Source organism: Acinetobacter sp. V89_7 (genome assembly GCF_029967895.1).
GTDB lineage: Bacteria > Pseudomonadota > Gammaproteobacteria > Pseudomonadales > Moraxellaceae > Acinetobacter > Acinetobacter soli.
Map to the genome: position 1 here is coordinate 20,359 of NZ_JASCAJ010000018.1, position 20,604 is coordinate 40,962.

The window sequence follows — 20,604 nt, forward strand, 5'->3', positions numbered from 1 at the left end:
AAGCGCTTTAATGTTAGAATCATAAGTGATCGTGTGGGTCGGATTAACAATAATAATGATGCGTTGTTGTTGCCTAACACTCTAAAAACAGCAAGCAGTTTAATAAATAATCATGGAAGTCCTTTATGGAACATGTTGATTACGACAGTACCATTGTCATCGGTTCTATTGTTCTGGCGGTGATAATCTGCTTTGTCGCAATCTCTTTGCAACAATTAATTTTTAAAAAACGTTATTTACCTTATGAAAAGATCATTATGCTGGGCTGTGGTCTGGTCCTTGGTCTTGCGATCTGGGCCATGCATTTTGTCGGTATGCTGGCTTGCCATTTACCCAAACCATATTATTTTGATCCGAGTTTAACGCTGGTTTCTTATCTGATTGCTTTTGTGGCATCGACCTTTGCAATCTGGTTAATTACTCGTGAAACCCTGCCAATTGCACGTCTGGTGATTGGTTCGGTGCTTATGGGCTTGGGCATTTCCGGTATGCATTATACTGGCATGATGGGACTGATACTCGAACATTACACCATCGACTATGATCCGTTATTGGTGGTGTTTTCGGTATTGATCGCGATTAGCGGGTCAGGACTTGCCTTTTTATTGATCTTTAAATATAAAAACGCGCAAAAAAGTAAAGTCTACCTGCAACTTGCTGCCGCAACCACCTTGGCACTTGCCATTGTCGGTTTGCATTATACCGGCATGACTGCCACGATGTTTATCGATAAAGGTTTGACTAGCGGCACTGCGCTGAATCAGACCAGTCATGACTTGCTATTATTTACAATTATTTTTATTACCAGTTTGGTATTGGTGGCGGGTTATTGCGTGGCCGTGTTGGAGTTGCGTCTTGAAGAGCGTAATAAGGCATTGCTTAAACTCAACCGCGAACTGGCCAACTTAGCTGTACATGATAATTTAACTAAATTGCCCAATCGTTTGTTTTTGATGGACTATGTTAAAGACCGATTTGCAGACCCGCACCAGCAACATGAAAAAATTGCATTTTTATATCTGGATCTAGATCGCTTTAAGTCGATCAATGATGCATTTGGCCACCATGTGGGTGATCAATTACTGATTCAGGTGGCCAATCGCATTCAAGAGCAGCTCGATGAAAACGGGAAGTTGCTCAGGATTGGAGGTGATGAGTTCCTACTGATTATCGAAAATAAAACAACCCGCCAAGTTGCAAAAATCGCAGAAGATGTTCTCAAGCATTTGCAAGAAACCTACCAGATCACCAGTAAAGAAATTAATATCTCGGGCAGTATTGGGATTGCGATTTATCCAGAACATGGTCACAACATGCAAGATTTGCTCATTAATGCCGATATCGCCATGGTCATGGCCAAAGATCAAGGCCGGAATACCTACTCGATTTTTAACTATTCGAGTGAGCAAAATGAAACACGCAGTCAATCCAAGTTAATTAATGACCTGTATAAGGCTGTTGAAGAAAAACAATTTGTGTTGTTCTATCAGCCCAAATATGACACCACGCTTAAAATTTGTGGTGTTGAAGCATTGATTCGATGGCAGCATCCTAGTTTTGGACTGCTTAGCCCGCATATGTTTATCGATGGTGCTGAAAAAACTGGCTTGATTGTTCCGATGGGTTACTGGGCACTCGAGCAAGCCTGTAAGCAAATACAAGAGTGGGAAACACAAGGTACAGCGTTATATCCAATTGCAGTCAATTTATCGGCCATTCAGTTTGAAAATAAACATCTGGTCAAGACACTACAAGACTTAATCAAAAAATACCGCATCCGGCCCAATCACCTGACGATCGAGATTACCGAGTCAACCGCGATGCGGCATATCGACTTGAGTATTTCGACCTTTGAGCAACTTCGTGCATTGGGAATCCGAATTGCGATTGATGACTTTGGTACAGGCCATTCGAGTTTTCTGTACTTAAAAGATTTGCCAGTAGATGAATTAAAGATTGACCGTGGATTTATTATTCATTTGACTAACGGTTCCAAAGAAGAGGTCATTTTAGACAGTATTATTCATCTGGCGACAAAACTCGGGTTGTATGTGACAGCTGAAGGTGTTGAAACTCAGTTACAGGCCGACATTCTAATTCGACTCGGCTGTCATCAGCTACAAGGTTATTTGCTGGGCAGGCCTATGCCTGTAGCGCAGTTAATCTCTCAAGTGGCAACAGCCGATTTTCAGACAGTTCATTCATTGTAGTACGCATGCAATACCTTATGGATAGATTCTTCTGTGGATAACCTAGAAGATATCAACAAGCATTAAATTAGCTGCCAAATCTGCTACAATTGCGACAATTTCGAATTCCCACATTTCAGTCTTGTGCCGGACGTACGTTTGATGGCCTGCTGAATTTAGATTGAAGACATCTTTCATGTTTAAAGAACAACTTGCGCGTGAAGTAAACGCACGACGTACTTTTGCAATTATTTCCCACCCCGATGCGGGTAAAACCACCATGACAGAGAAGCTGCTGTTATGGGGTAAGGCCATTCAGGTGGCGGGTATGGTCAAAAGCCGTAAATCAGATCGCTCTGCAACCTCCGACTGGATGGAAATGGAAAAAGAGCGTGGTATCTCGATTACCACCTCGGTGATGCAATTCCCATTCAAGCAGCACACCATTAACCTTTTGGATACACCGGGACACGAAGATTTCTCGGAAGACACCTACCGTACTCTAACCGCTGTCGACTCGGCGCTGATGGTGATTGACGGTGCCAAAGGGGTTGAGGAACGAACCATTAAACTGATGGAAGTGTGTCGTATGCGCGATACGCCAATCATTTCGTTTGTTAACAAAATGGACCGTGAAATTCGCGAACCGCTTGAGCTACTCGATGAAATTGAAAGCGTTTTAAATATCCGCTGTGTACCGATCACATGGCCACTGGGTATGGGACGCGACTTTGCAGGTGTATATAACCTGCTTGAAGACAAGCTTTATGTGTACAAAGCGGGCTTTGGTTCGACCATTACCGATATTGAAATTCGTGATGGCTATGATCACGCCGATATCCGTGAAAAAGTGGGTGAGCTGGCTTGGGCCTCTTTTGAAGAATCTTTAGAGCTGGTACAAATGGCCAACGAACCGTTAGACCGTGAGCTGTTCTTGCAAGGTAAACAAACACCTGTACTGTTTGGTACCGCACTTGGCAACTTTGGAGTCGATCATGTTTTGGATGCCTTTATTCAGTGGGCACCAGAACCAAAAGCACATCCTACCCAAGAGCGTACCGTCGAGGCGACTGAAGAAGGATTTAGTGGCTTTGTATTTAAGATTCAGGCCAATATGGATCCGAAACATCGTGACCGGATTGCCTTTATGCGAATTTGTTCGGGTAAATATGAAAAAGGCCTGAAAATGAATCATGTGCGCTTGGGTAAAGACGTGCGGATTTCAGATGCACTAACCTTTTTGGCAGGCGAACGTGAGCATTTGGAAGAGGCTTGGCCGGGCGATATTATTGGTTTGCACAACCATGGTACCATCCAGATTGGGGATACCTTTACCAGTGGTGAAAAACTGCATTTTACCGGTATTCCGCACTTTGCGCCTGAAATGTTCCGCCGTGTACGTCTTAAAGATCCGCTTAAATCTAAGCAGTTGCAAAAAGGCTTAAAAGAGCTGTCAGAAGAAGGCGCAACGCAGGTCTTTATGCCACAAATCAGTAATGATCTGATTGTGGGGGCAGTAGGGGTGCTACAGTTTGATGTGGTGGCATATCGTTTAAAAGAAGAATACAAAGTCGATTGTATTTACGAGCCGATCAGCGTGAACACCGTGCGTTGGGTGCATTGCGATGATGAAAAGATTTTTAATGAATTCAAGAAAAAAGCTCACGATCAACTTTCGGTCGATGGTGGTGGACACCTAACTTATTTGGCACCAAGTCGGGTCAATCTGCAACTGATGCAGGAACGCTGGCCTGATATCCAGTTCCGAAATACACGAGAACACTAAATAATGTAAAAAACAGCGTCTAAACAGGCGCTGTTTTTTCTTTTAGAGTACAGCTTTGGGTTTGCAGGAGTCGCGCATATGCGTCGATACATCTGGCTGTTAGGTCTCTGTTTGTGCATCATTGCCGCACTGTGTATATGGTTGTGGTTTGCTGCTGCACCAAAACCGCCAGCAGTTCCAGCGAAGACGCCAAGCAAAACAATACAAGTTGCTCCAATACAGAGTCAGTCTACTGCACTTCAGGTGCCAAAGCCTGAGTGTTCGTCTTCATCGACCTGTGCCCGTTTGGATGTTCAAACGCTGAAGACCAATGATCCATGGCTGAAACAATGGATTGATCTACAGATTGCAGAAGTGATCAATGAGCAGCTCAAGAAAAAAATCACGCCGCCCACTTTGGATGCAGTGTTAAAGCAATATCTGAAACAATCTAAACAATGGCAAGCACAATACTCACGCAATCGACCGTATGAACTTAAGGTAAGTAGTGCAATCGCTTATCAAAAAAACCAGTATGTGCTGTTACAAATTGGACTCAATGCCAAACAAGAAGAAATTACCATAAAGAATCGTTATTACTTTATGGTGGCCGATCGTAAAAGCAAACGTATGATTGCTGTGAATGATATTCTTCACCCAAAACAGCAAGCACAATTTGAGCAATGGGTACAGACAGCCTACAAAAAATGGCGCAGCCAACAGCCGAAAGACATACAAAAAGAAGCACCAAAACAGCTCGACTGGCGTAAGGCCGATTTGTTCTTTGATCAGGAGGGCATTGGTTTGCACTATCGTGCCAGCGAGATTTCAGAACACGCCGATCAGTTTGATCTGTATTTTACTGCACAGCAAACCAAGACGGTATTGAATCCAGCTATTTATCGAGATATGTTTTAACTCTGTATAGATATTTTAAGTAATGCTGGTCAAAGCGCAGTGGCTTGGATTAGCATCATCATATATGTAAATAAATGTGTAAGGCATTGCGTATGTTGCGATTTCAGAAGAATGCATGGATAGCCATTTTGGGAAGCACACTGGCTCTGGCGGCTTGTCAGCCTAAGCAAGCAGCAGAAGACGCTGCAAAAGCAGCATCGGCCACCGATTCATCCACTCAGGCACAGGCCTTGGCCATCGAAGGAAAAACGGTAAAACTGAATGCAGATTTACCAGAATGTGACGGCAATAATTGTCCAGAATTCGAGATCGAACGCCTGCAAAGTAATATGCCATGGATCGACCAACAGATTGATGCAGAAATTTTAAATAATTTGGCGCGTATTCTTGAAATATCCAAGTCGGTCAAAGCTGGTGATAGCGCGGCAAAGCCTGAAACCGGCGCTGCCAGTGCCGCAACGGGCGCGCAACCAGAGCAAATTACCCTTGAACAGCAAATTAAACCCTATGTGCGTTCATTTGTTGCTTTAGACAACGAAATGAAAACCTTAAGTGCGAATCATCAGTTGAATCTGATGATCAAGCCCTCAATTTTAAAATCGCAGCAACCAGTCGCCACAATTGTACTCAATACCAGTAGTTACTTGGGGGGAGCTCATGGCTCAGCCATGCAAGAATATTATAATTTCGATTTAAAACAGCAGAAACGACTGCATTTGAATGACTTACTGTTAGCCAAGCAAAAAGTAGCGCTAGAAAAGTTAGCTCACGAGGCCTTTAAAGCTTGGGTGATTGAATCGAAGCTCGCGACATCGGTAGACGAATATGAGCAGGCGTGGAAATTTAAGCTTTCGGATAATTTCTTACTCGGCGATGATGGACTTATTTTGCAATACGGTGAATATGAAATTGGCCCATATGCGGTTGGTTTACCGCGCTTGGTGATTCCATACTCACAACTCGGCGGTATTTTGAAACCCGAATATTTACCTCAAGCCAAAGGGCAGCGTTAATACAAGGATATTTTTAGATGCATCGCCTGTTTGATACGCACACGCATTTTGACGTTCCGGATTTTGATCCGGATCGCGTGGAGCTGGCTTATCGGGCGAAGGAACGTGGTGTTGAGGCATTGGTTCTGATTGGTTTTGTGGCTTCGCGCTTCGACGATCTATGCCGTGTACATGATCAAATCAATCAGCTCGATCAGGCGCCTCAAAGTTATCTGGCGCCCGGTTTGCATCCATTTTATATCAAAGAACATACCGATACAGATCTGCATCGGCTTGAGCAATTGCTGAAACAGCGGCCCTGTGTGGCAGTCGGTGAAATTGGCCTTGATACCTTTTTAAGCGAGCACAAGCAACCTGAAATATTCACTCAACAGCGTGCTTATTTTTCTGCGCAGCTCGACTTGGCAACGCAATATGATAAACCCGTTTTATTGCATATCCGTAAAGCCCATGCCGATGTGATCCAACTGCTCAAACAGCACAAATTTAAACATGGCGGTATTGCACATGCCTTTAGTGGCGGGGTGGAGGAAGCCAAAGCGCTCATTAAACTTGGTTTCAAACTAGGCGTCACTGGACAAATCACCAATCCAAACGCAAAAAAACTGCATCAAGTGGTTCAGGCTGTTGGTGCAGAGCACTTGGTGCTGGAGACCGATTGCCCCGATATGACCCCGTTATGCTGCCAGCAGTCCAATCAGACACGTACACGAAATACACCTGTTAATTTACCTTATGTCTTAGAAGGACTGGCGACATCACTCGGTTTGTCAGCAGATGAGTTGGCGCCGGTCATGTGGCAAAATGCACTGAACGCGCTACGATTAAATCAATAAAAAACAACATCCTTAAAAACAATAACCAAAACTGAACACTGTGTGTCCAAATCTGGCATACAGTAGAAAAACATCAAACAAAATCTTTAAAAACAAATAGCCAACCGGAGGATGACCGCATGGCCAGCTATAGTAAAATCAACAGTTTTAATGCATTAAAAACATTAAAAGTTTCAGGTCGTAATTACCAAATTTTTAGTCTGGCGCAGGCAGAAAAACAATTGGGTGATCTTGCGCAGTTGCCAAAATCGCTAAAAGTACTGCTTGAAAACCTACTTCGCTTTGAAGATAACCACACCGTAACGCAAGCCCATATTCAGGCACTTGTGGATTGGCAAAAAACGAAAACCTCTGAGCAGGAGATTCAATATCGACCTGCACGGGTGCTCATGCAGGACTTTACTGGTGTTCCGGCTGTCGTCGATTTGGCTGCCATGCGTGCAGCGATGGCCAAGGCAGGAGGTGATCCGGAAAAAATTAATCCGCTTTCACCAGTCGATCTAGTCATTGATCACTCGGTAATGGTCGATCATTTTGCCACAGACGATGCGTTTGAAGAAAATGTTGAAATTGAGATGCAACGCAACGGCGAACGCTATCAATTTTTACGCTGGGGACAATCGGCCTTTAATAATTTCAGCGTTGTACCGCCGGGTACTGGTATTTGTCATCAGGTAAACCTTGAATATCTGGCGCAAGCCGTATGGACCAACGCAGAACAAGGGCACACCTATGCCTTTCCAGATACATTGGTCGGAACCGACTCGCATACTACCATGATCAATGGTTTAGGCGTATTAGGCTGGGGCGTAGGCGGAATTGAAGCTGAAGCAGCCATGTTGGGACAACCCATTTCCATGCTCATTCCAGAAGTGATTGGCTTCAAGCTGACTGGTAAACTCAAAGAAGGTATTACCGCAACCGACCTTGTATTGACTGTCACGCAAATGCTGCGCCAAAAAGGTGTGGTGGGTAAGTTTGTGGAATTTTACGGTGACGGGCTGGCAGATTTACCGCTTGCAGACCGTGCTACGATTGCCAATATGGCGCCAGAATACGGTGCGACCTGTGGATTCTTCCCAGTCGATGAGATTACCCTTGAATACATGCGTTTGACAGGCCGCGATCCAGAGCGGATTGCACTGGTCGAGGATTACAGCAAAGAGCAGGGATTATGGCGTCACACTGGTGATGAGCCTGTATTTACCGATACGCTAACACTTGATATGGCCAGTGTTGAGGCGAGTTTGGCTGGCCCAAAACGTCCGCAAGACCGAGTGGTATTGTCAAAAGTTCCAGCAGCATTTCAAGCCGCTGTCGAGTTGAACTTACAACCGGCCAAACCTGAAAAACAGCGCCTAGAAAATGAAGGCGGTGGTACAGCGGTAGATGTTGAAGAAAGTCATCATGAATCCGATAAGCCGCATTTTGAACTCGATGGACAGCGTTATGATCTTCATCATGGCGATGTGGTCATTTCTGCCATTACCTCATGTACCAATACCTCTAACCCAAGCGTAATGCTCGCGGCAGGTTTGTTAGCGAAAAAAGCCATTGAAAAAGGCCTACAACGTAAACCTTGGGTGAAAAGTTCACTGGCACCGGGCTCAAAAGTCGTCACCGAATATTTGGCAGCTGCCGGACTCACACCTTATCTGGATCAGCTTGGCTACAATCTGGTGGGTTATGGCTGTACCACCTGCATTGGGAACTCAGGACCCTTACCCGATCCAATTGAAGCGGCCATTCAGAAGTATGATCTAAATGTAGCCTCGGTATTATCGGGTAACCGAAACTTTGAAGGTCGTGTCCATCCGCTGGTGAAAACCAACTGGCTTGCCTCACCACCTTTGGTTGTGGCTTATGGGCTGGCTGGTACCATTCGCAAAGATTTAACCGCCGAGCCTTTAGGTCAGGGCAAAAATGGTGAAGATATTTACCTCAAAGACATTTGGCCAAGCAGTGCAGAAATTGCAGCAGTATTGCAAAAAGTCGATACCGAGATGTTCCACAAGGAATACGCAGATGTTTTTGAAGGGGATGAAAGTTGGCAATCGATTCAAATTCCACAAAGTAAAACCTATGAATGGGCCGATGATTCAACTTATATTCAGCATCCTCCATTTTTTGAAAAAATCGATCAGCCACCTGAGCCGATTCAGAATATTGAGCATGCACGTATTTTGGCCGTGCTAGGCGATTCGGTCACCACAGATCATATTTCACCTGCTGGTAATATCAAGAAAGACAGTCCCGCTGGTCGCTACCTGCAAGAAAATGGCATTGAACCTAAAGATTTTAATTCCTACGGTTCGCGACGCGGCAATCATGAAGTCATGATGCGCGGTACTTTTGCCAATATCCGTATCAAAAATGAAATGCTGGGAGGCGAAGAGGGCGGTAACACCCTGCATATTCCGAGCGGTGAAAAACTCGCGATCTATGATGCTGCCATGCGTTATGCTGAGGAACACACGCCACTGGTGATTGTGGCAGGTAAAGAGTACGGCACGGGTTCCTCTCGTGACTGGGCTGCTAAAGGCACCAATTTACTGGGTGTAAAAGCAGTCATTGCCGAAAGCTTTGAGCGTATTCACCGTTCTAATCTGGTTGGAATGGGAGTTTTGCCGCTACAGTTTGTCGATGGTCAAACACGACAATCTTTAAATCTGACCGGTAAAGAAGAGCTGTCTATTTCTGGTTTATCAGACGAGATTCAGCCGCATCAACAGCTTGACGTGAGTGTAAAACGTGAAGATGGATCGACTGAGAGCTTCAAAGTACTCTGTCGTATCGATACACTGAACGAAGTTGAGTACTTTAAAGCTGGCGGTATTTTGCATTATGTACTGCGCAACCTGATTGCAGCTTAAACATTATTGAGTTCACTTTTTAAAGGCCTTTGTTATGATGACAAAGGCCTTTACTGTTGGGCTAACAATCGGCAGCTAAAACCAGTAAAATATCCGGTCTTTAAAATGAACTGATTTGAGCCGTATGACCGACTTCCACGACGATGAATATGAACGCCGTTTTGCAGGCGTTGCCAAAATTTATGGTGATGAAGCATTTCATCATTATGAACAAAGCCATGTCATGGTCATTGGAATTGGCGGTGTCGGGAGTTGGGCGGTTGAAGCCTTGGCGCGCACGGGAATTGCTCAATTAACGTTGGTCGATATGGATGTGCTGGCTGCATCGAATATTAACCGTCAGTTGCCTGCATTATCATCGACCTTGGGGCAAGAAAAAGCAGCGATCATGGCGGAGCGTTGCCGTCAGATCAACCCGCGAATTCAGGTCAATGTGATTGATGATTTTTTATCGGCCGATAATGTTGCAGATATATTGGCTGATCAACCCGATGTGGTGCTGGATTGTATTGATGATGTCAAAGCCAAACTTGCACTGATGCTGCACTGTCGTTTCAATAAGATTTCGTTAATTGTGTCTGGTGGAGCAGGTGGCAAACTGGATCCGCTTAAAATTCGCGTTGCAGATTTGTCTAAAACCGAACAAGACCCGATGCTGGCCAAGCTAAGAAGTCAGTTGCGGGCCAAAGGCATTTGTAAAAAGCCCAAAGAGAAGTTTGGCATTACCTGTATTTATTCGATTGATAATCCATTTTCCAGTGCAGAGGTGTGCGCAGCGGCGGGATTACGCTGCGGCGGATATGGCTCTGCGGTGGTCGTGACATCAAGCTTTGCCATGGTCGCCGTGGCAGAAGTGCTTAAAAAGCTCGATCTGAAAAATCACAAAATCAAACAGCACGCATAAATTTAGACGAATAATCCGCTTTAATTGTCGTCGTCTGCGCCTGGTCTAAAATAACTGTAGCTCACGTCATCATCGCGATATACGTTGTAGCTCGGTTGTTTGTAGTCAGAAATCCACTGGCTGCCACTATAACCTGCGATATGACCATATACATGGTTTTTGGTGCGCTTAATAATATAAATATCGCCGACTTTTGGGTGGTCAAATGCAGGTTGAATTTGGCGATAGCCAATTTTCTTTAACGTATCTCCCCAGTCCGAAGCAGCGACAGGATGGCTCTGAATCTTTGCGCCCGCAGATTCTAGGGCAATACGAACCATCTTGGCGCATTTAGCCGTGCTGGTAAATCCACTCATTGTTTGTAATTTTGAGACAAATTTATGCACATCAATCTGACTACGTCCTGCTTTTTCAGAGGAAAAAGAAAACGGACCAGATGACCGGCTTGAAGATTCAATAATTGTTCTTTCTGTTGTGTTCTGCGTTGGATAATAATCGGCAGCTTGTCCGTCATAAATCATGGTTGAACTTCATCCCTACGTTTTTTAAGTCGCTGTGCAAATGATGTAATTTCCTGACCGGCTCATCCTACAGGTCGAATCTTAAAGAATTTTTTAAGCTATGTAATAATATTTCACAAAGTGGTTATTTTTAAATCAATTGCACGTTAAATCAGACGCTTAGTGCTGTGAAAAAAGAGATGAATGAAGATTTTTTAGACAATTGTTTGTACGAAGCACATAAAGAAGTGCCATGACGAAAATTGGAAGTCATGACACTATTTTGATTTAAACACTTTGCTCAATACTGACCGTATCGCGACGGCTTAAGCTTTCTGCCATCTGATGCAGTGCCCGATCAATATCATGCAGAGTTTTGGCGTTTCCACCACTTAATGCTTGTCGCCATTTACGTGCACCCGGCAAGTTCTGGAACAGGCCTAAAATGTGGCGCGTGATAATCGACAGTGGTGCACCTTCAGCCAATCGTTGTTCGATATACGGGAGCATTTTGTGCATGATTTCAAATCGATCTGGAGGCGTCAGGTTCCACAACTGCCCCAGTTCTGCCAGTAAGTAAGGATTATGATACGCTTCGCGACCAATCATCACGCCATCAACATGTTGTAAATGCTGCTGTGTTTCCGCAACGCTTTTAATGCCACCATTGATTTCGATATAGAGATTTGGGCGTTCTTGTTTGAGTCGGTATACATCTTCGTAGCGTAGCGGCGGAATTTCACGGTTTTCTTTAGGCGATAACCCTCTAAGTATGGCAATTCTGGCATGGACAACAAAATGGCGGCAGCCAGTCTTTGCCACGGTATCTACAAAATTCAGCATTTCATCGTAAGACTGCATGTCATCAATGCCAATACGATGCTTAACGTGTACAGGAATATCAACGACCTGTTGCATTTGTGCAATACATTCGGCCACGAGATCGGGTTCTGCCATCAGACATGCGCCAATTTTATTGTTTTGTACACGGTCACTTGGACAGCCAACATTGAGATTGACTTCATCATAGCCCCAATCTTGTGCCATTTTGGTACATTCGGCCAGATCTTTGGGATTTGAACCACCCAGTTGTAGCACAATAGGATGTTCTTCATGGCTGTAATCGAGATGGCGTTTGGCATCACCAAATAAAATCGCGCCTGTCGTGACCATTTCGGTGTACAACACCACATTCGGATTAAATAGGCGAGCAAAAAAGCGGTAGTCCTTGGTCGTCCAATCCATCATCGGGGCAACCGAAATACGGGGCTTTAACGTCTCTAGTGATGATTTCATGAAAACAGATCCAAACAATGAGTGTGCAACAAGGGCACAAATTATACGCGGTTTATGCTAAATCCCCAAATTGTGCAATTGGGGATGTTTCTCACGCCACATTGGGTTTTTTATTCCGATACAGCAAATAATCTAAAAGCGCAAAGAAGGTGGCAAAGACGGCCAGTGCCAAACCTGCCATGCAGGTATATACCCATCCACCATGATTCCATGCATAGGTACCAATCGCAGAACCTGTTGCAGCGCCACCAAAATATAGCGTCATATAAATGGCATTCAGGCGAGATTTGGCATTGGGACGAATTCGAAAAATAATATTTTGATTGCACGAATGCACAAATGCCAAACCGAGATTCGTCGTGGCAAAGCCAATTAAATACAGCCCCAATCCAGCCGAAGAAAAATAAAAGATCACCCAGCTTAAAATTAAAAAACCACAGCCCAGAAAAGTAAACAGCGTTCCATAGCCACGATCGGCATATTTCCCTACAAACTGGGAAGACAAAGCCCCAAATACTCCCACCAAGCTCACCAAGCCTATCCACATATCTTGCAAATGAAAGGGTGCGGAAGACAGATACACGGCAATGGTCGAGAAAATCACACTCATCGAAGCAAATGCACCCGCGCCTGCATAGGCCCGAATCGATAAGCGCTTTTCACTCACCAACAGTTCAGCCATCGATTTAAATACATCGCTGTATTTCATTCGAATGCGCATGGCATAAGGCAGTTCGGATTTTAGTTTAAAGGCTAAAATAAAGATGAGTACTGCACTAACCACATAAATCAGTTTCCAATGGACCAATTGCGACAGTAACCCTGACAAGCTGGTCGAAAGTAAAATGCCAACCAGCAATCCACTCATTAAGAATCCAACCACTTCGCCTATTTTTTCAGGCCGCACGGTCATGGTGGCAAACGGAATCAAGACTTGAGCTGCAACCGAAAACAGCCCCGTAATCACGGTTCCGATCCAGAGCATGGTTAAATTCACGGATGTAGCACAGATCAAAAGTCCTACACCAGCCAAGGCCATCAATAACGGAATGAATTTGGTTTTATTGACAATATCGCCCAGAGGCACAATCAAAAGTAGGCCAAAAGCATACGACATTTGCGCAAAGGTAACGGTTAACTGGGCTTGGGCTGTGGTAACCCCAAAGGCATGTTGAATCGAATTGATTAGTGGTTGGCAAAAGTAGTTTGCGCCCGCAGTCAGACCACATGCAAGCGCCATCAACCAAAGTAATTTTTTATTCTGGCTAATATCAGATGTTTCTTGCATGGAATATTCTCATCTCACATGGTTTAAATGATTGCGGTTAAGTCCGTAAGTTTATTGGTTTGCCACTCGGTTCACCTGACGGAAAATGCAGATATCAGAGTTCAAAAAGCAATTACGGTGTTTATGTAGTGACACAAGATAAATTCAGAATGTCATTCAAAAATGAATTTAAATCGATCTTACGACTAGACGATTACGACAGTCTGAATGAATAGCATCAAGCTTAGGTTGATGCTGAGGAAGTTAAAGCATGCTGATTATATCGTGTTTTGACTTTCGCATCATGAAAATCGGCAAGATTTTCATCTGTTGAGAATTGAATCTGAATAAAGCTCTTTTTTAGTTCAATGACGTAAATTAAACCCGCAACGTGTAAGCACCATCACACGTGATCGATTAATGTTTTAATCGGCTTTTGCCTAAGCTAATCATTAAAACACCGATGATATTGAGCCCACATCCGATCCATTGCCAAAGATTTAAATGTTCATTGAGAAACAAGACAGCGAGTATAATGGTAAGAATGGGGCCAATTGAGGCAATCATGGCAGACTGTGAAGCCCCCAAGCGCTGAATACTTTGCATTAATAAAGCCGTTGGTAAAACGGTAACGAAAAAACCAAGACCAATGCCATATAGCCAAACACCGGTTGGCAACTGCATGAGTGTGTGTATAGGGTGTGTAGTGCCAACGAAAAAATGAAGCAATGTGCCTACGCAGGCTACGCTCAGCGCCAAACCGTTAAAATTCCATGAACCAAATTTTTTAATAAGATGAGGGGTCAATAATAAATACGCTGCAAACGCGATGGCACTGGCAAATACGACGCTACAGCCGATCCACAGATTGCCCTGACTTGGTGCGATTTTGCCTTCTTGTAGCATGACCAGAACCGTTCCTCCATAACTCAAAAAAATGGCAAACCAAGTTTTTGCATTTAATTTTTGACGATAAATTAAACTTGAGGCCAAAACAGTGAGCGTGGGATACAAAAATAAAATAATGCGTTCAAGTGAAGCACTAATAAACATCAGCCCCACAAAGTCTAACCAGCTGGCGAAATAATAGCCCAATAGCCCAGCAAAAACTAAAATGAGCCAATCTTTTATATGAATGCCTTGATTATGATGCCGATTTAACCAGCAAATAAGTATAAAGAAGGGTAAAGCACTTCCCATTCGAAGCACCATTAAGGTGGTTGCATCAACCAAAGGAGAGAGGGCGTAAGCCTGTTTGATAAAAATGGCTTTGGTGCTGAATAAAAAAGCAGCAAAAATGGCACACAGGGATCCTGTTTGTACCGAATTCATTGAAAATTTCATCTAAAAAATAGCATCTTGAGTCGTTTTTTAATTTTTAGTCAAACTCTCCTATTTTATAGATTTAAGGTATAAAGATGAATCATTAGTTCAAAATATAGGTATTTATTAAATAAATAGTGGGTGGTAATTTAAAAAAGTTCAATTAGAATCCAAAAAATGAACAAAACATAACCTGGGGGAGAACATCGTTTACTACGGTGTTTGTACTTAAGAAAATTAGCTTGAGGAATGCTCATGCAGATCGGAATCCCAACAGAAACGATCGCTGGTGAAAATCGTGTCGCAGCGACACCAGAGACAGTGAAAAAGTTGATCAGTGCTGGCCATCGCGTCTTGATTGAGCGTGGAGCAGGGGTAAGAGCCGCGTATATCGACAGCGCTTATGAACAGGTAGGCGCTACCATTACGGAAGATGTTTATTCGGGTAGTCAATTGATTTTGAAAGTTCGAGCACCTCAAGGTGACGAAATTCAAAAGTTAGCTGCACATACAACCGTTGTGGCGATGTTTGATCCATATCGAAATCCAGACCTAGATACCTTTGCCAGTCAAAACGTATCTGCATTTGCTCTAGAGTTGTTGCCACGTACGTTGTCTCGTGCGCAAAACATGGACGTGTTGTCTTCTCAAGCCAACTTGGCGGGTTATAAGTCGGTTTTGCTGGCAGCAGCAGAATACCAGCGCATGTTCCCGATGCTCATGACCGCAGCAGGTACTGTAAAACCTGCACGTGTGGTGATTATGGGGGTTGGGGTGGCAGGCCTTCAGGCGATTGCCACAGCCAAACGCTTAGGGGCAGTGGTTGAAGCCACCGATTTACGCCCAACGGCTAAAGAGCAAGTCGAATCGCTTGGGGGTAAGTGGTTAGATGTACCGATGTCACCTGAAGAGCAAGCGCGTGCCGATGAAGCTGCCAAAAATGGATATGGCTGGACGCCGGGTGAGCAGTACATCAAGGATCAGGCAGCCATTGTCGATAAAGCAGTGTCCAATGCCGATATCGTCATTACGACTGCGCTATTACCGGGTCGAAATGCACCACGTCTAATTAAAGCGGAAACCGTGGCCAAAATGAAACCGGGTTCAGTCATTTTGGATATGGCCGTCGAAACAGGCGGTAATGTTGAAGGCTCTAAAGTCGGCGAAACGGTATTCACCGAAAATGGTGTGAAGATTTTAGGTGTTCCAAATATTCCATCGACCTTGTCGACAGAAGCTTCAGCACTATACGCACGTAATGTATTCAATTTTGTTGAAACACTGTTTGATCAAGACAAGAATTTTGCCATCAATCCAGAAGAAGAAATTCAAAAAGCCCTATTGGTCACTCATGGCGGTCATGTACTGCTCAAGCGTGGTTAAGGAGAATACTCATGGTTGAAACGATTACAATTTTCGTCCTTGCCATCTTCGTAGGTTATTACGTGGTATGGGGCGTTACGCCTGCATTGCACACACCGCTGATGGCGGTCACGAATGCATTGTCTTCCATTATCATCGTGGGGGCGATGATCCAAACCGTGGGTTTACCCATGATTGGTGTAGAAGGCAGTGTCGATTTTCAAAGCATCAATGTCGTGAGTGTATTGGGTGCTATTGCGGTGTTCTTGGCCAGTATTAACATTTTTGGTGGCTTCGCTGTAACAGCGCGCATGCTTGAAATGTTTAAGCCGAAGCAGAAAAAATAAGAGGACGAAAACATGGAATTTATTCGAGCAAACGCAGAGTGGTTCTACCTGATCGGTGCAGTCCTGTTTATTATGACGCTTCGCGGATTGTCTGGACCTAAAACAGCAATTTCGGGTAACCGCTACGGCATGATCGGTATGGCGATTGCGGTATTAACCACGTTCTTTGTGGCTGATCATCCTGTGGTTTGGATGATTGTGGGGGCGATGGTGCTGGGTGCAATTGTGGGGATTGTGCGCGCACGGACGGTACCAATGACACAAATGCCAGAAACGGTTGCACTGATGCACTCCTTGGTGGGTCTGGCAGCGGTACTGATTGCTATTGCGGCAATTTTGCACAACAACCAATTAACAGTTCTGTTTGAACAAAACGAAGCAGCGTTGACTGCTGCGGGCGTTCAGCATGCACACATGAGCCCAGTACATTTGTTTGAGCTGTTTGTAGGTTGCTTTGTCGGCGCAATTACTTTTACTGCATCGGTTTTTGCCTACGGTAAACTGGCTGCAAAGAAATGGGCCAAAACCATTTCTGGCGCTTGGGTAAAGCCAGTGCAGGCCATTATCTTTATTGCAATGCTTGCCTGTGGTTTTTACTTCTTCTCGACGGGCAACATGACGGCGTTCTGGGCAATGACTGCACTGGCACTGGCCTTTGGCTGGGTCTGGATTGCGCCTGTCGGTGGCGGTGATATGCCAGTGGTGGTGTCACTTCTCAACTCATTCTCTGGATGGGCGGCAGCAGGGATTGGTTTTACATTAGAAAATAACATGCTGATTGTAGCAGGCTCTCTGGTGGGTTCATCGGGTGCGATTCTGTCTTACATTATGTGTAAAGCCATGAACCGTAACATTTTGAATGTCTTGTTTGGTGGCGCAATGGGCGGTGCTGCGGTTGCGGGTGCTGCCAAAGGTGAGCAGGTTCAACGTAACCATCGTTCAGGTTCGGCAGATGATGCAGGCTTCTTGATGTCGAATGCAGATAGTGTGGTGATCGTACCAGGTTATGGTATGGCGCAAGGTCGTGCACAAAACGCAGTAAAAGAACTTTGTGAATTGCTCAAAGAGCAAGGCGTAAAAGTGCGTTTCGCAATTCACCCTGTGGCGGGGCGTATGCCGGGCCATATGAATGTATTGTTAGCAGAAGCAGATGTGGCATACGAAGATATTCTGGAAATGGATGAGATTAACTCTGATTTTCCAGCAACCGACGTCGTGCTTGTGATTGGTGCCAATGACGTCGTCAATCCGGCTGCGAAAGATGACCCAAGCTCTCCAATTTATGGTATGCCGATTTTGGAAGCACACAAGGCACGAACCATTATGGTGATCAAACGTTCAATGGCAACAGGTTATGCAGGTCTGGATAATGATTTGTTCTATAACGAAAAAACCATGATGATTTTTGGTGATGCCAAGAAAGTGGTGGAAGATATGACCAAAGCCATTAATGGCAATGGTCACTAATCTGAGCTAAAACGAAAACCACCTGCGGGTGGTTTTTTTACGAATGAATAAAGCTTTATTTTATACGCATCGATGTATGATGGGTTTATATGCGATGATGTTGGTATTGGCGTGGATTATTTTTATACAACATGGCAAGTCGGACACGATTACTGTTTTAATTTTACTGACTGCCATCTACGGTGGCATGTTCTTTTTGCATCTTAAGGCTTCAAACGAAGTGAAAAACGGCACTGAAGTAAAAAAAACATTATCGCAAGGCTTAGGTGTGAGACTAAATCTTAATCATAAAAAAGCGACCATTCAGGTCGCTTTTTTATATGCTTAACTTTAAGCTATTGCTTCTGGTGCATTGCGCCACAAGCTTTCAAGGTCGTAAAATTTACGAGCAGTTGGCAACATCACATGTACCACGACATAACCTAGATCGATTAAGATCCACTCGGCGTCGCGTTCGCCTTCGATTCCGATCGGGCGATAGCCTGCTTTACGTGCTTCGTCTGCAACGTTGTCTGCAAGGGCTTTAACATGACGGGTAGAAGTACCACTGGCAATCACAATGGCGTCTGCAACATTGCTGATGTTACGAACGTCAATTTCTAAAATATCTTTTGCTTTTACATCGGTGAGCGCATCATGTACGACTTTTAGGCAGCCTTGTACATTCTGCGACGTAGAATTCATGGCGAGATCGTGAGAATTAGAAGCGCTGGGCGATGGTTCTAAATTCATAAAGGGTATAGTTTCCTGACAATTACTCATTGTTTAATATAGCGTCTTTACGCCCGAATTTCAATTTTTCCTGTCGGTTGAGTTTGAAAAAAAATGTTTAAAAAACTGTCAATTCAAACTAAGTGTTTACATCATCAGAGAAATATTTTGATTTCCAGTCAAAAGAGTCGCTCGATGATGCGCGTGGCCGATATTCTGCGCCAATAAAACCCGAATAATGACTACTTTGTAGCCAAGCAAATATCTGCTCAAAATTGAGCTGGCCTGTGTCGGGTTGGTGGCGACCGGGACAATCAGCAAACTGAATATGTCCGATGTCGTGAATGTTTTCTTTGAGTTCTTCTAATACATCTTCGCCCATCATGGCGATATGATAACAATCGTATTGTAGCTTGAGTGCAGGGTGATGAACCGCTTCAAGCATCTCTTGAGCCTGTGCCGTGTTTTGAATTAAGAAGCGTGGCATATCGGTACCATTGATCATTTCAATCAAGGGTTGAATATGATGTGTGCTTAACAGGTTGCAGGCAAGTTTAAGATTGCTTGCCAAAGTATTCAGGCAAGGCAATAGATCGTAGTCGTATGGCTGCTTGCCCGCCAAAATATTCACCCGTGGCACATCTAATGCGGTGGCATAATCAATCGCTAACTGCAAAGCCTGCGCAAAAGCCTGCTCTTGGCCGGGTACACCCGCCAGACCATTTCCACCTTGCATTAAATCGCCAGCAGGTACATTGATCAGACATAAATCGAGTTGGTGATCATGCAACTGTGTCTGAATTTGCTCAATAGACAGCTCATACGGAAACTGAATTTCGATGTGCTGAAAGCCATGTTGGCGCGCCAGCGCAAAGCGTTCAATTAAAGGTACTTCCGTAAAGATCATGGATAAATTAACAGCCAACTGACTCATCATGAATATCCTTTTCTGTTAGTGATTTACATCATCTACATGTTTGATCATAGTAGCTAAATCTTGCTGTGCATAGCCATTTTCTTGGTGCGCTTGTAACTGGCTCAAGGCTTGTATCGCAACTGGAATATGCAGGTTACAGCGCTGTGCCAGCAGCACCGCATTGTTTAAGTCTTTGGCAAGGGTTTGGACTTTCCATTGCACCGGCTCAAAAACCTGCTTGGCCATGCGCGGTGTCAAAATCTGAAATGGCTTGGAGTCTGCAAATCCGTTCGCCAGCGCGGGTGCCAGCAAAGTGGTATCTACACCGGCTCGACCAGCCAGTGCTACAGCCTCAGCAATCAGAGCGCTGTTGGCCGCGACAATGAGTTGATTGCAAATTTTGGTTGCTTGCCCAGTTCCGACATCTCCCATACGGGTCACACGTTGTGACAAGATGTTATAGAGTAGATTCAAGTCTTGAATCACAGCAGGATCACCACCGGCAAAGATCACCAAGGTGCCTTGTTCAGCGCCGGCTGTCCCGCCCGAAACAGGTGAGTCAATCCAGATCACTTTATGCTGTGCGGCCTGTTTGGCCAGTTGGTGAGTCGCCTCAACCGACAAGCTTGAAAAATCGACAATTACTTGCTCGGCTTTCAAATACGGCTGCATTTGAGCAAAGACATCATGCATGGCGGCATCGTCCGCAACACAGGTTAAAATGAGGGGGTAATTGCCCAGATCTTCAAATTTAAGCAATTCAGCGCCCATATCCAGCAATACATCGCATGCACTTTGAGTTCGATTCCATACCGCGACTTGAAAGCCGGCCTGAATCAGTCGGGTCGCCATTCGGCTACCCATAAGTCCCATACCTATAAATGCAACGGGCGTGTGAAGATCAAAGCGCATACATC

18 protein-coding genes are annotated in these 20,604 nt (G+C 44.5%); 11 read left to right on the forward strand and 7 right to left on the reverse strand.

All coding sequences use genetic code 11. The annotated features are described in order from the left end of the window. Positions 1 to 125: 125 nt before the first annotated feature. From QLG00_RS03860 to QLG00_RS03890, 7 genes are all read left to right on the forward strand, one after another. Positions 126 to 2,210, forward strand: a complete 2,085-nt coding sequence (locus QLG00_RS03860) for an EAL domain-containing protein (RefSeq protein WP_282470534.1) — start codon at positions 126 to 128, stop codon at positions 2,208 to 2,210. Positions 2,211 to 2,385: 175 nt separating this feature from the next. After that, complete coding sequence (locus QLG00_RS03865) at positions 2,386 to 3,975, forward strand: peptide chain release factor 3 (protein ID WP_025095861.1); 1,590 nt, start codon at positions 2,386 to 2,388, stop codon at positions 3,973 to 3,975. 78 nt (positions 3,976 to 4,053) lie between these two features. Then, positions 4,054 to 4,872: a hypothetical protein gene (locus QLG00_RS03870; RefSeq protein WP_111812465.1), complete on the forward strand. Its 819-nt coding sequence runs from the start codon at positions 4,054 to 4,056 to the stop codon at positions 4,870 to 4,872. A 92-nt stretch (positions 4,873 to 4,964) separates the two neighbouring features. Further along, on the forward strand, positions 4,965 to 5,885 hold the full coding sequence (locus tag QLG00_RS03875; protein ID WP_076033041.1) for an RsiV family protein: 921 nt from the start codon (positions 4,965 to 4,967) through the stop codon (positions 5,883 to 5,885). A 17-nt stretch (positions 5,886 to 5,902) separates the two neighbouring features. Then, the gene (locus QLG00_RS03880; RefSeq protein ID WP_111812466.1) at positions 5,903 to 6,721 is read left to right on the forward strand and encodes a TatD family hydrolase; all 819 of its coding nucleotides are present in this window, start codon (positions 5,903 to 5,905) and stop codon (positions 6,719 to 6,721) included. Positions 6,722 to 6,840: 119 nt separating this feature from the next. Then, the gene (gene acnA, locus QLG00_RS03885) at positions 6,841 to 9,594 is read left to right on the forward strand and encodes an aconitate hydratase AcnA (protein WP_282470535.1); all 2,754 of its coding nucleotides are present in this window, start codon (positions 6,841 to 6,843) and stop codon (positions 9,592 to 9,594) included. Positions 9,595 to 9,718: 124 nt separating this feature from the next. Further along, positions 9,719 to 10,498 carry a tRNA threonylcarbamoyladenosine dehydratase gene (locus QLG00_RS03890; protein ID WP_048766336.1) on the forward strand — a complete coding sequence of 260 codons (780 nt, stop codon included), beginning with the start codon at positions 9,719 to 9,721 and terminating at the stop codon, positions 10,496 to 10,498. A gap of 20 nt (positions 10,499 to 10,518) precedes the next feature. On the opposite strand, the gene QLG00_RS03895 is transcribed toward QLG00_RS03890, so the two are convergent. The 4 genes from QLG00_RS03895 to QLG00_RS03910 form a co-directional block, all read right to left on the reverse strand. After that, positions 10,519 to 11,019, reverse strand: a complete 501-nt coding sequence (locus QLG00_RS03895; RefSeq protein ID WP_119026006.1) for a hypothetical protein — start codon at positions 11,017 to 11,019, stop codon at positions 10,519 to 10,521. Between the two features lie 267 nt (positions 11,020 to 11,286). Then, on the reverse strand, positions 11,287 to 12,294 hold the full coding sequence (dusA, locus tag QLG00_RS03900) for a tRNA dihydrouridine(20/20a) synthase DusA (RefSeq protein WP_282470536.1): 1,008 nt from the start codon (positions 12,292 to 12,294) through the stop codon (positions 11,287 to 11,289). A gap of 91 nt (positions 12,295 to 12,385) precedes the next feature. Continuing rightward, a complete protein-coding gene (locus QLG00_RS03905; RefSeq protein WP_111812468.1) occupies positions 12,386 to 13,582 on the reverse strand; it encodes an MFS transporter in 1,197 nt (398 codons plus the stop codon). 396 nt (positions 13,583 to 13,978) lie between these two features. After that, on the reverse strand, positions 13,979 to 14,905 hold the full coding sequence (locus QLG00_RS03910) for a DMT family transporter (protein ID WP_282470537.1): 927 nt from the start codon (positions 14,903 to 14,905) through the stop codon (positions 13,979 to 13,981). A gap of 234 nt (positions 14,906 to 15,139) precedes the next feature. On the opposite strand from QLG00_RS03910, the gene QLG00_RS03915 reads away from it, so the two are divergent. The 4 genes from QLG00_RS03915 to QLG00_RS03930 are packed head-to-tail and all read left to right on the forward strand — an operon-like array spanning position 15,140 to position 18,388. After that, entirely contained in the window at positions 15,140 to 16,267 is a 1,128-nt protein-coding gene (locus tag QLG00_RS03915; RefSeq protein WP_004945345.1) for a Re/Si-specific NAD(P)(+) transhydrogenase subunit alpha, read from the forward strand. Positions 16,268 to 16,278: 11 nt separating this feature from the next. Further along, positions 16,279 to 16,593: a proton-translocating transhydrogenase family protein gene (locus QLG00_RS03920; RefSeq protein ID WP_004940548.1), complete on the forward strand. Its 315-nt coding sequence runs from the start codon at positions 16,279 to 16,281 to the stop codon at positions 16,591 to 16,593. A gap of 12 nt (positions 16,594 to 16,605) precedes the next feature. Further along, the gene (locus QLG00_RS03925) at positions 16,606 to 18,060 is read left to right on the forward strand and encodes an NAD(P)(+) transhydrogenase (Re/Si-specific) subunit beta (protein ID WP_004945351.1); all 1,455 of its coding nucleotides are present in this window, start codon (positions 16,606 to 16,608) and stop codon (positions 18,058 to 18,060) included. A 43-nt stretch (positions 18,061 to 18,103) separates the two neighbouring features. Beyond that, positions 18,104 to 18,388 (forward strand): hypothetical protein, encoded by a 285-nt coding sequence (locus QLG00_RS03930; protein WP_282470538.1) that lies wholly within the window; start codon positions 18,104 to 18,106, stop codon positions 18,386 to 18,388. A 2-nt stretch (positions 18,389 to 18,390) separates the two neighbouring features. On the opposite strand, the gene rsfS is transcribed toward QLG00_RS03930, so the two are convergent. From rsfS to QLG00_RS03945, 3 genes are all read right to left on the reverse strand, one after another. Then, positions 18,391 to 18,792 (reverse strand): ribosome silencing factor, encoded by a 402-nt coding sequence (rsfS, locus tag QLG00_RS03935; protein ID WP_004940540.1) that lies wholly within the window; start codon positions 18,790 to 18,792, stop codon positions 18,391 to 18,393. Positions 18,793 to 18,910: 118 nt separating this feature from the next. Beyond that, positions 18,911 to 19,705, reverse strand: a complete 795-nt coding sequence (locus QLG00_RS03940) for a TIM barrel protein (protein WP_282470539.1) — start codon at positions 19,703 to 19,705, stop codon at positions 18,911 to 18,913. 18 nt (positions 19,706 to 19,723) lie between these two features. Beyond that, positions 19,724 to 20,599, reverse strand: a complete 876-nt coding sequence (locus QLG00_RS03945) for an NAD(P)-dependent oxidoreductase (RefSeq protein ID WP_282470540.1) — start codon at positions 20,597 to 20,599, stop codon at positions 19,724 to 19,726. Between the last annotated feature and the right edge of the window lie 5 nt (positions 20,600 to 20,604).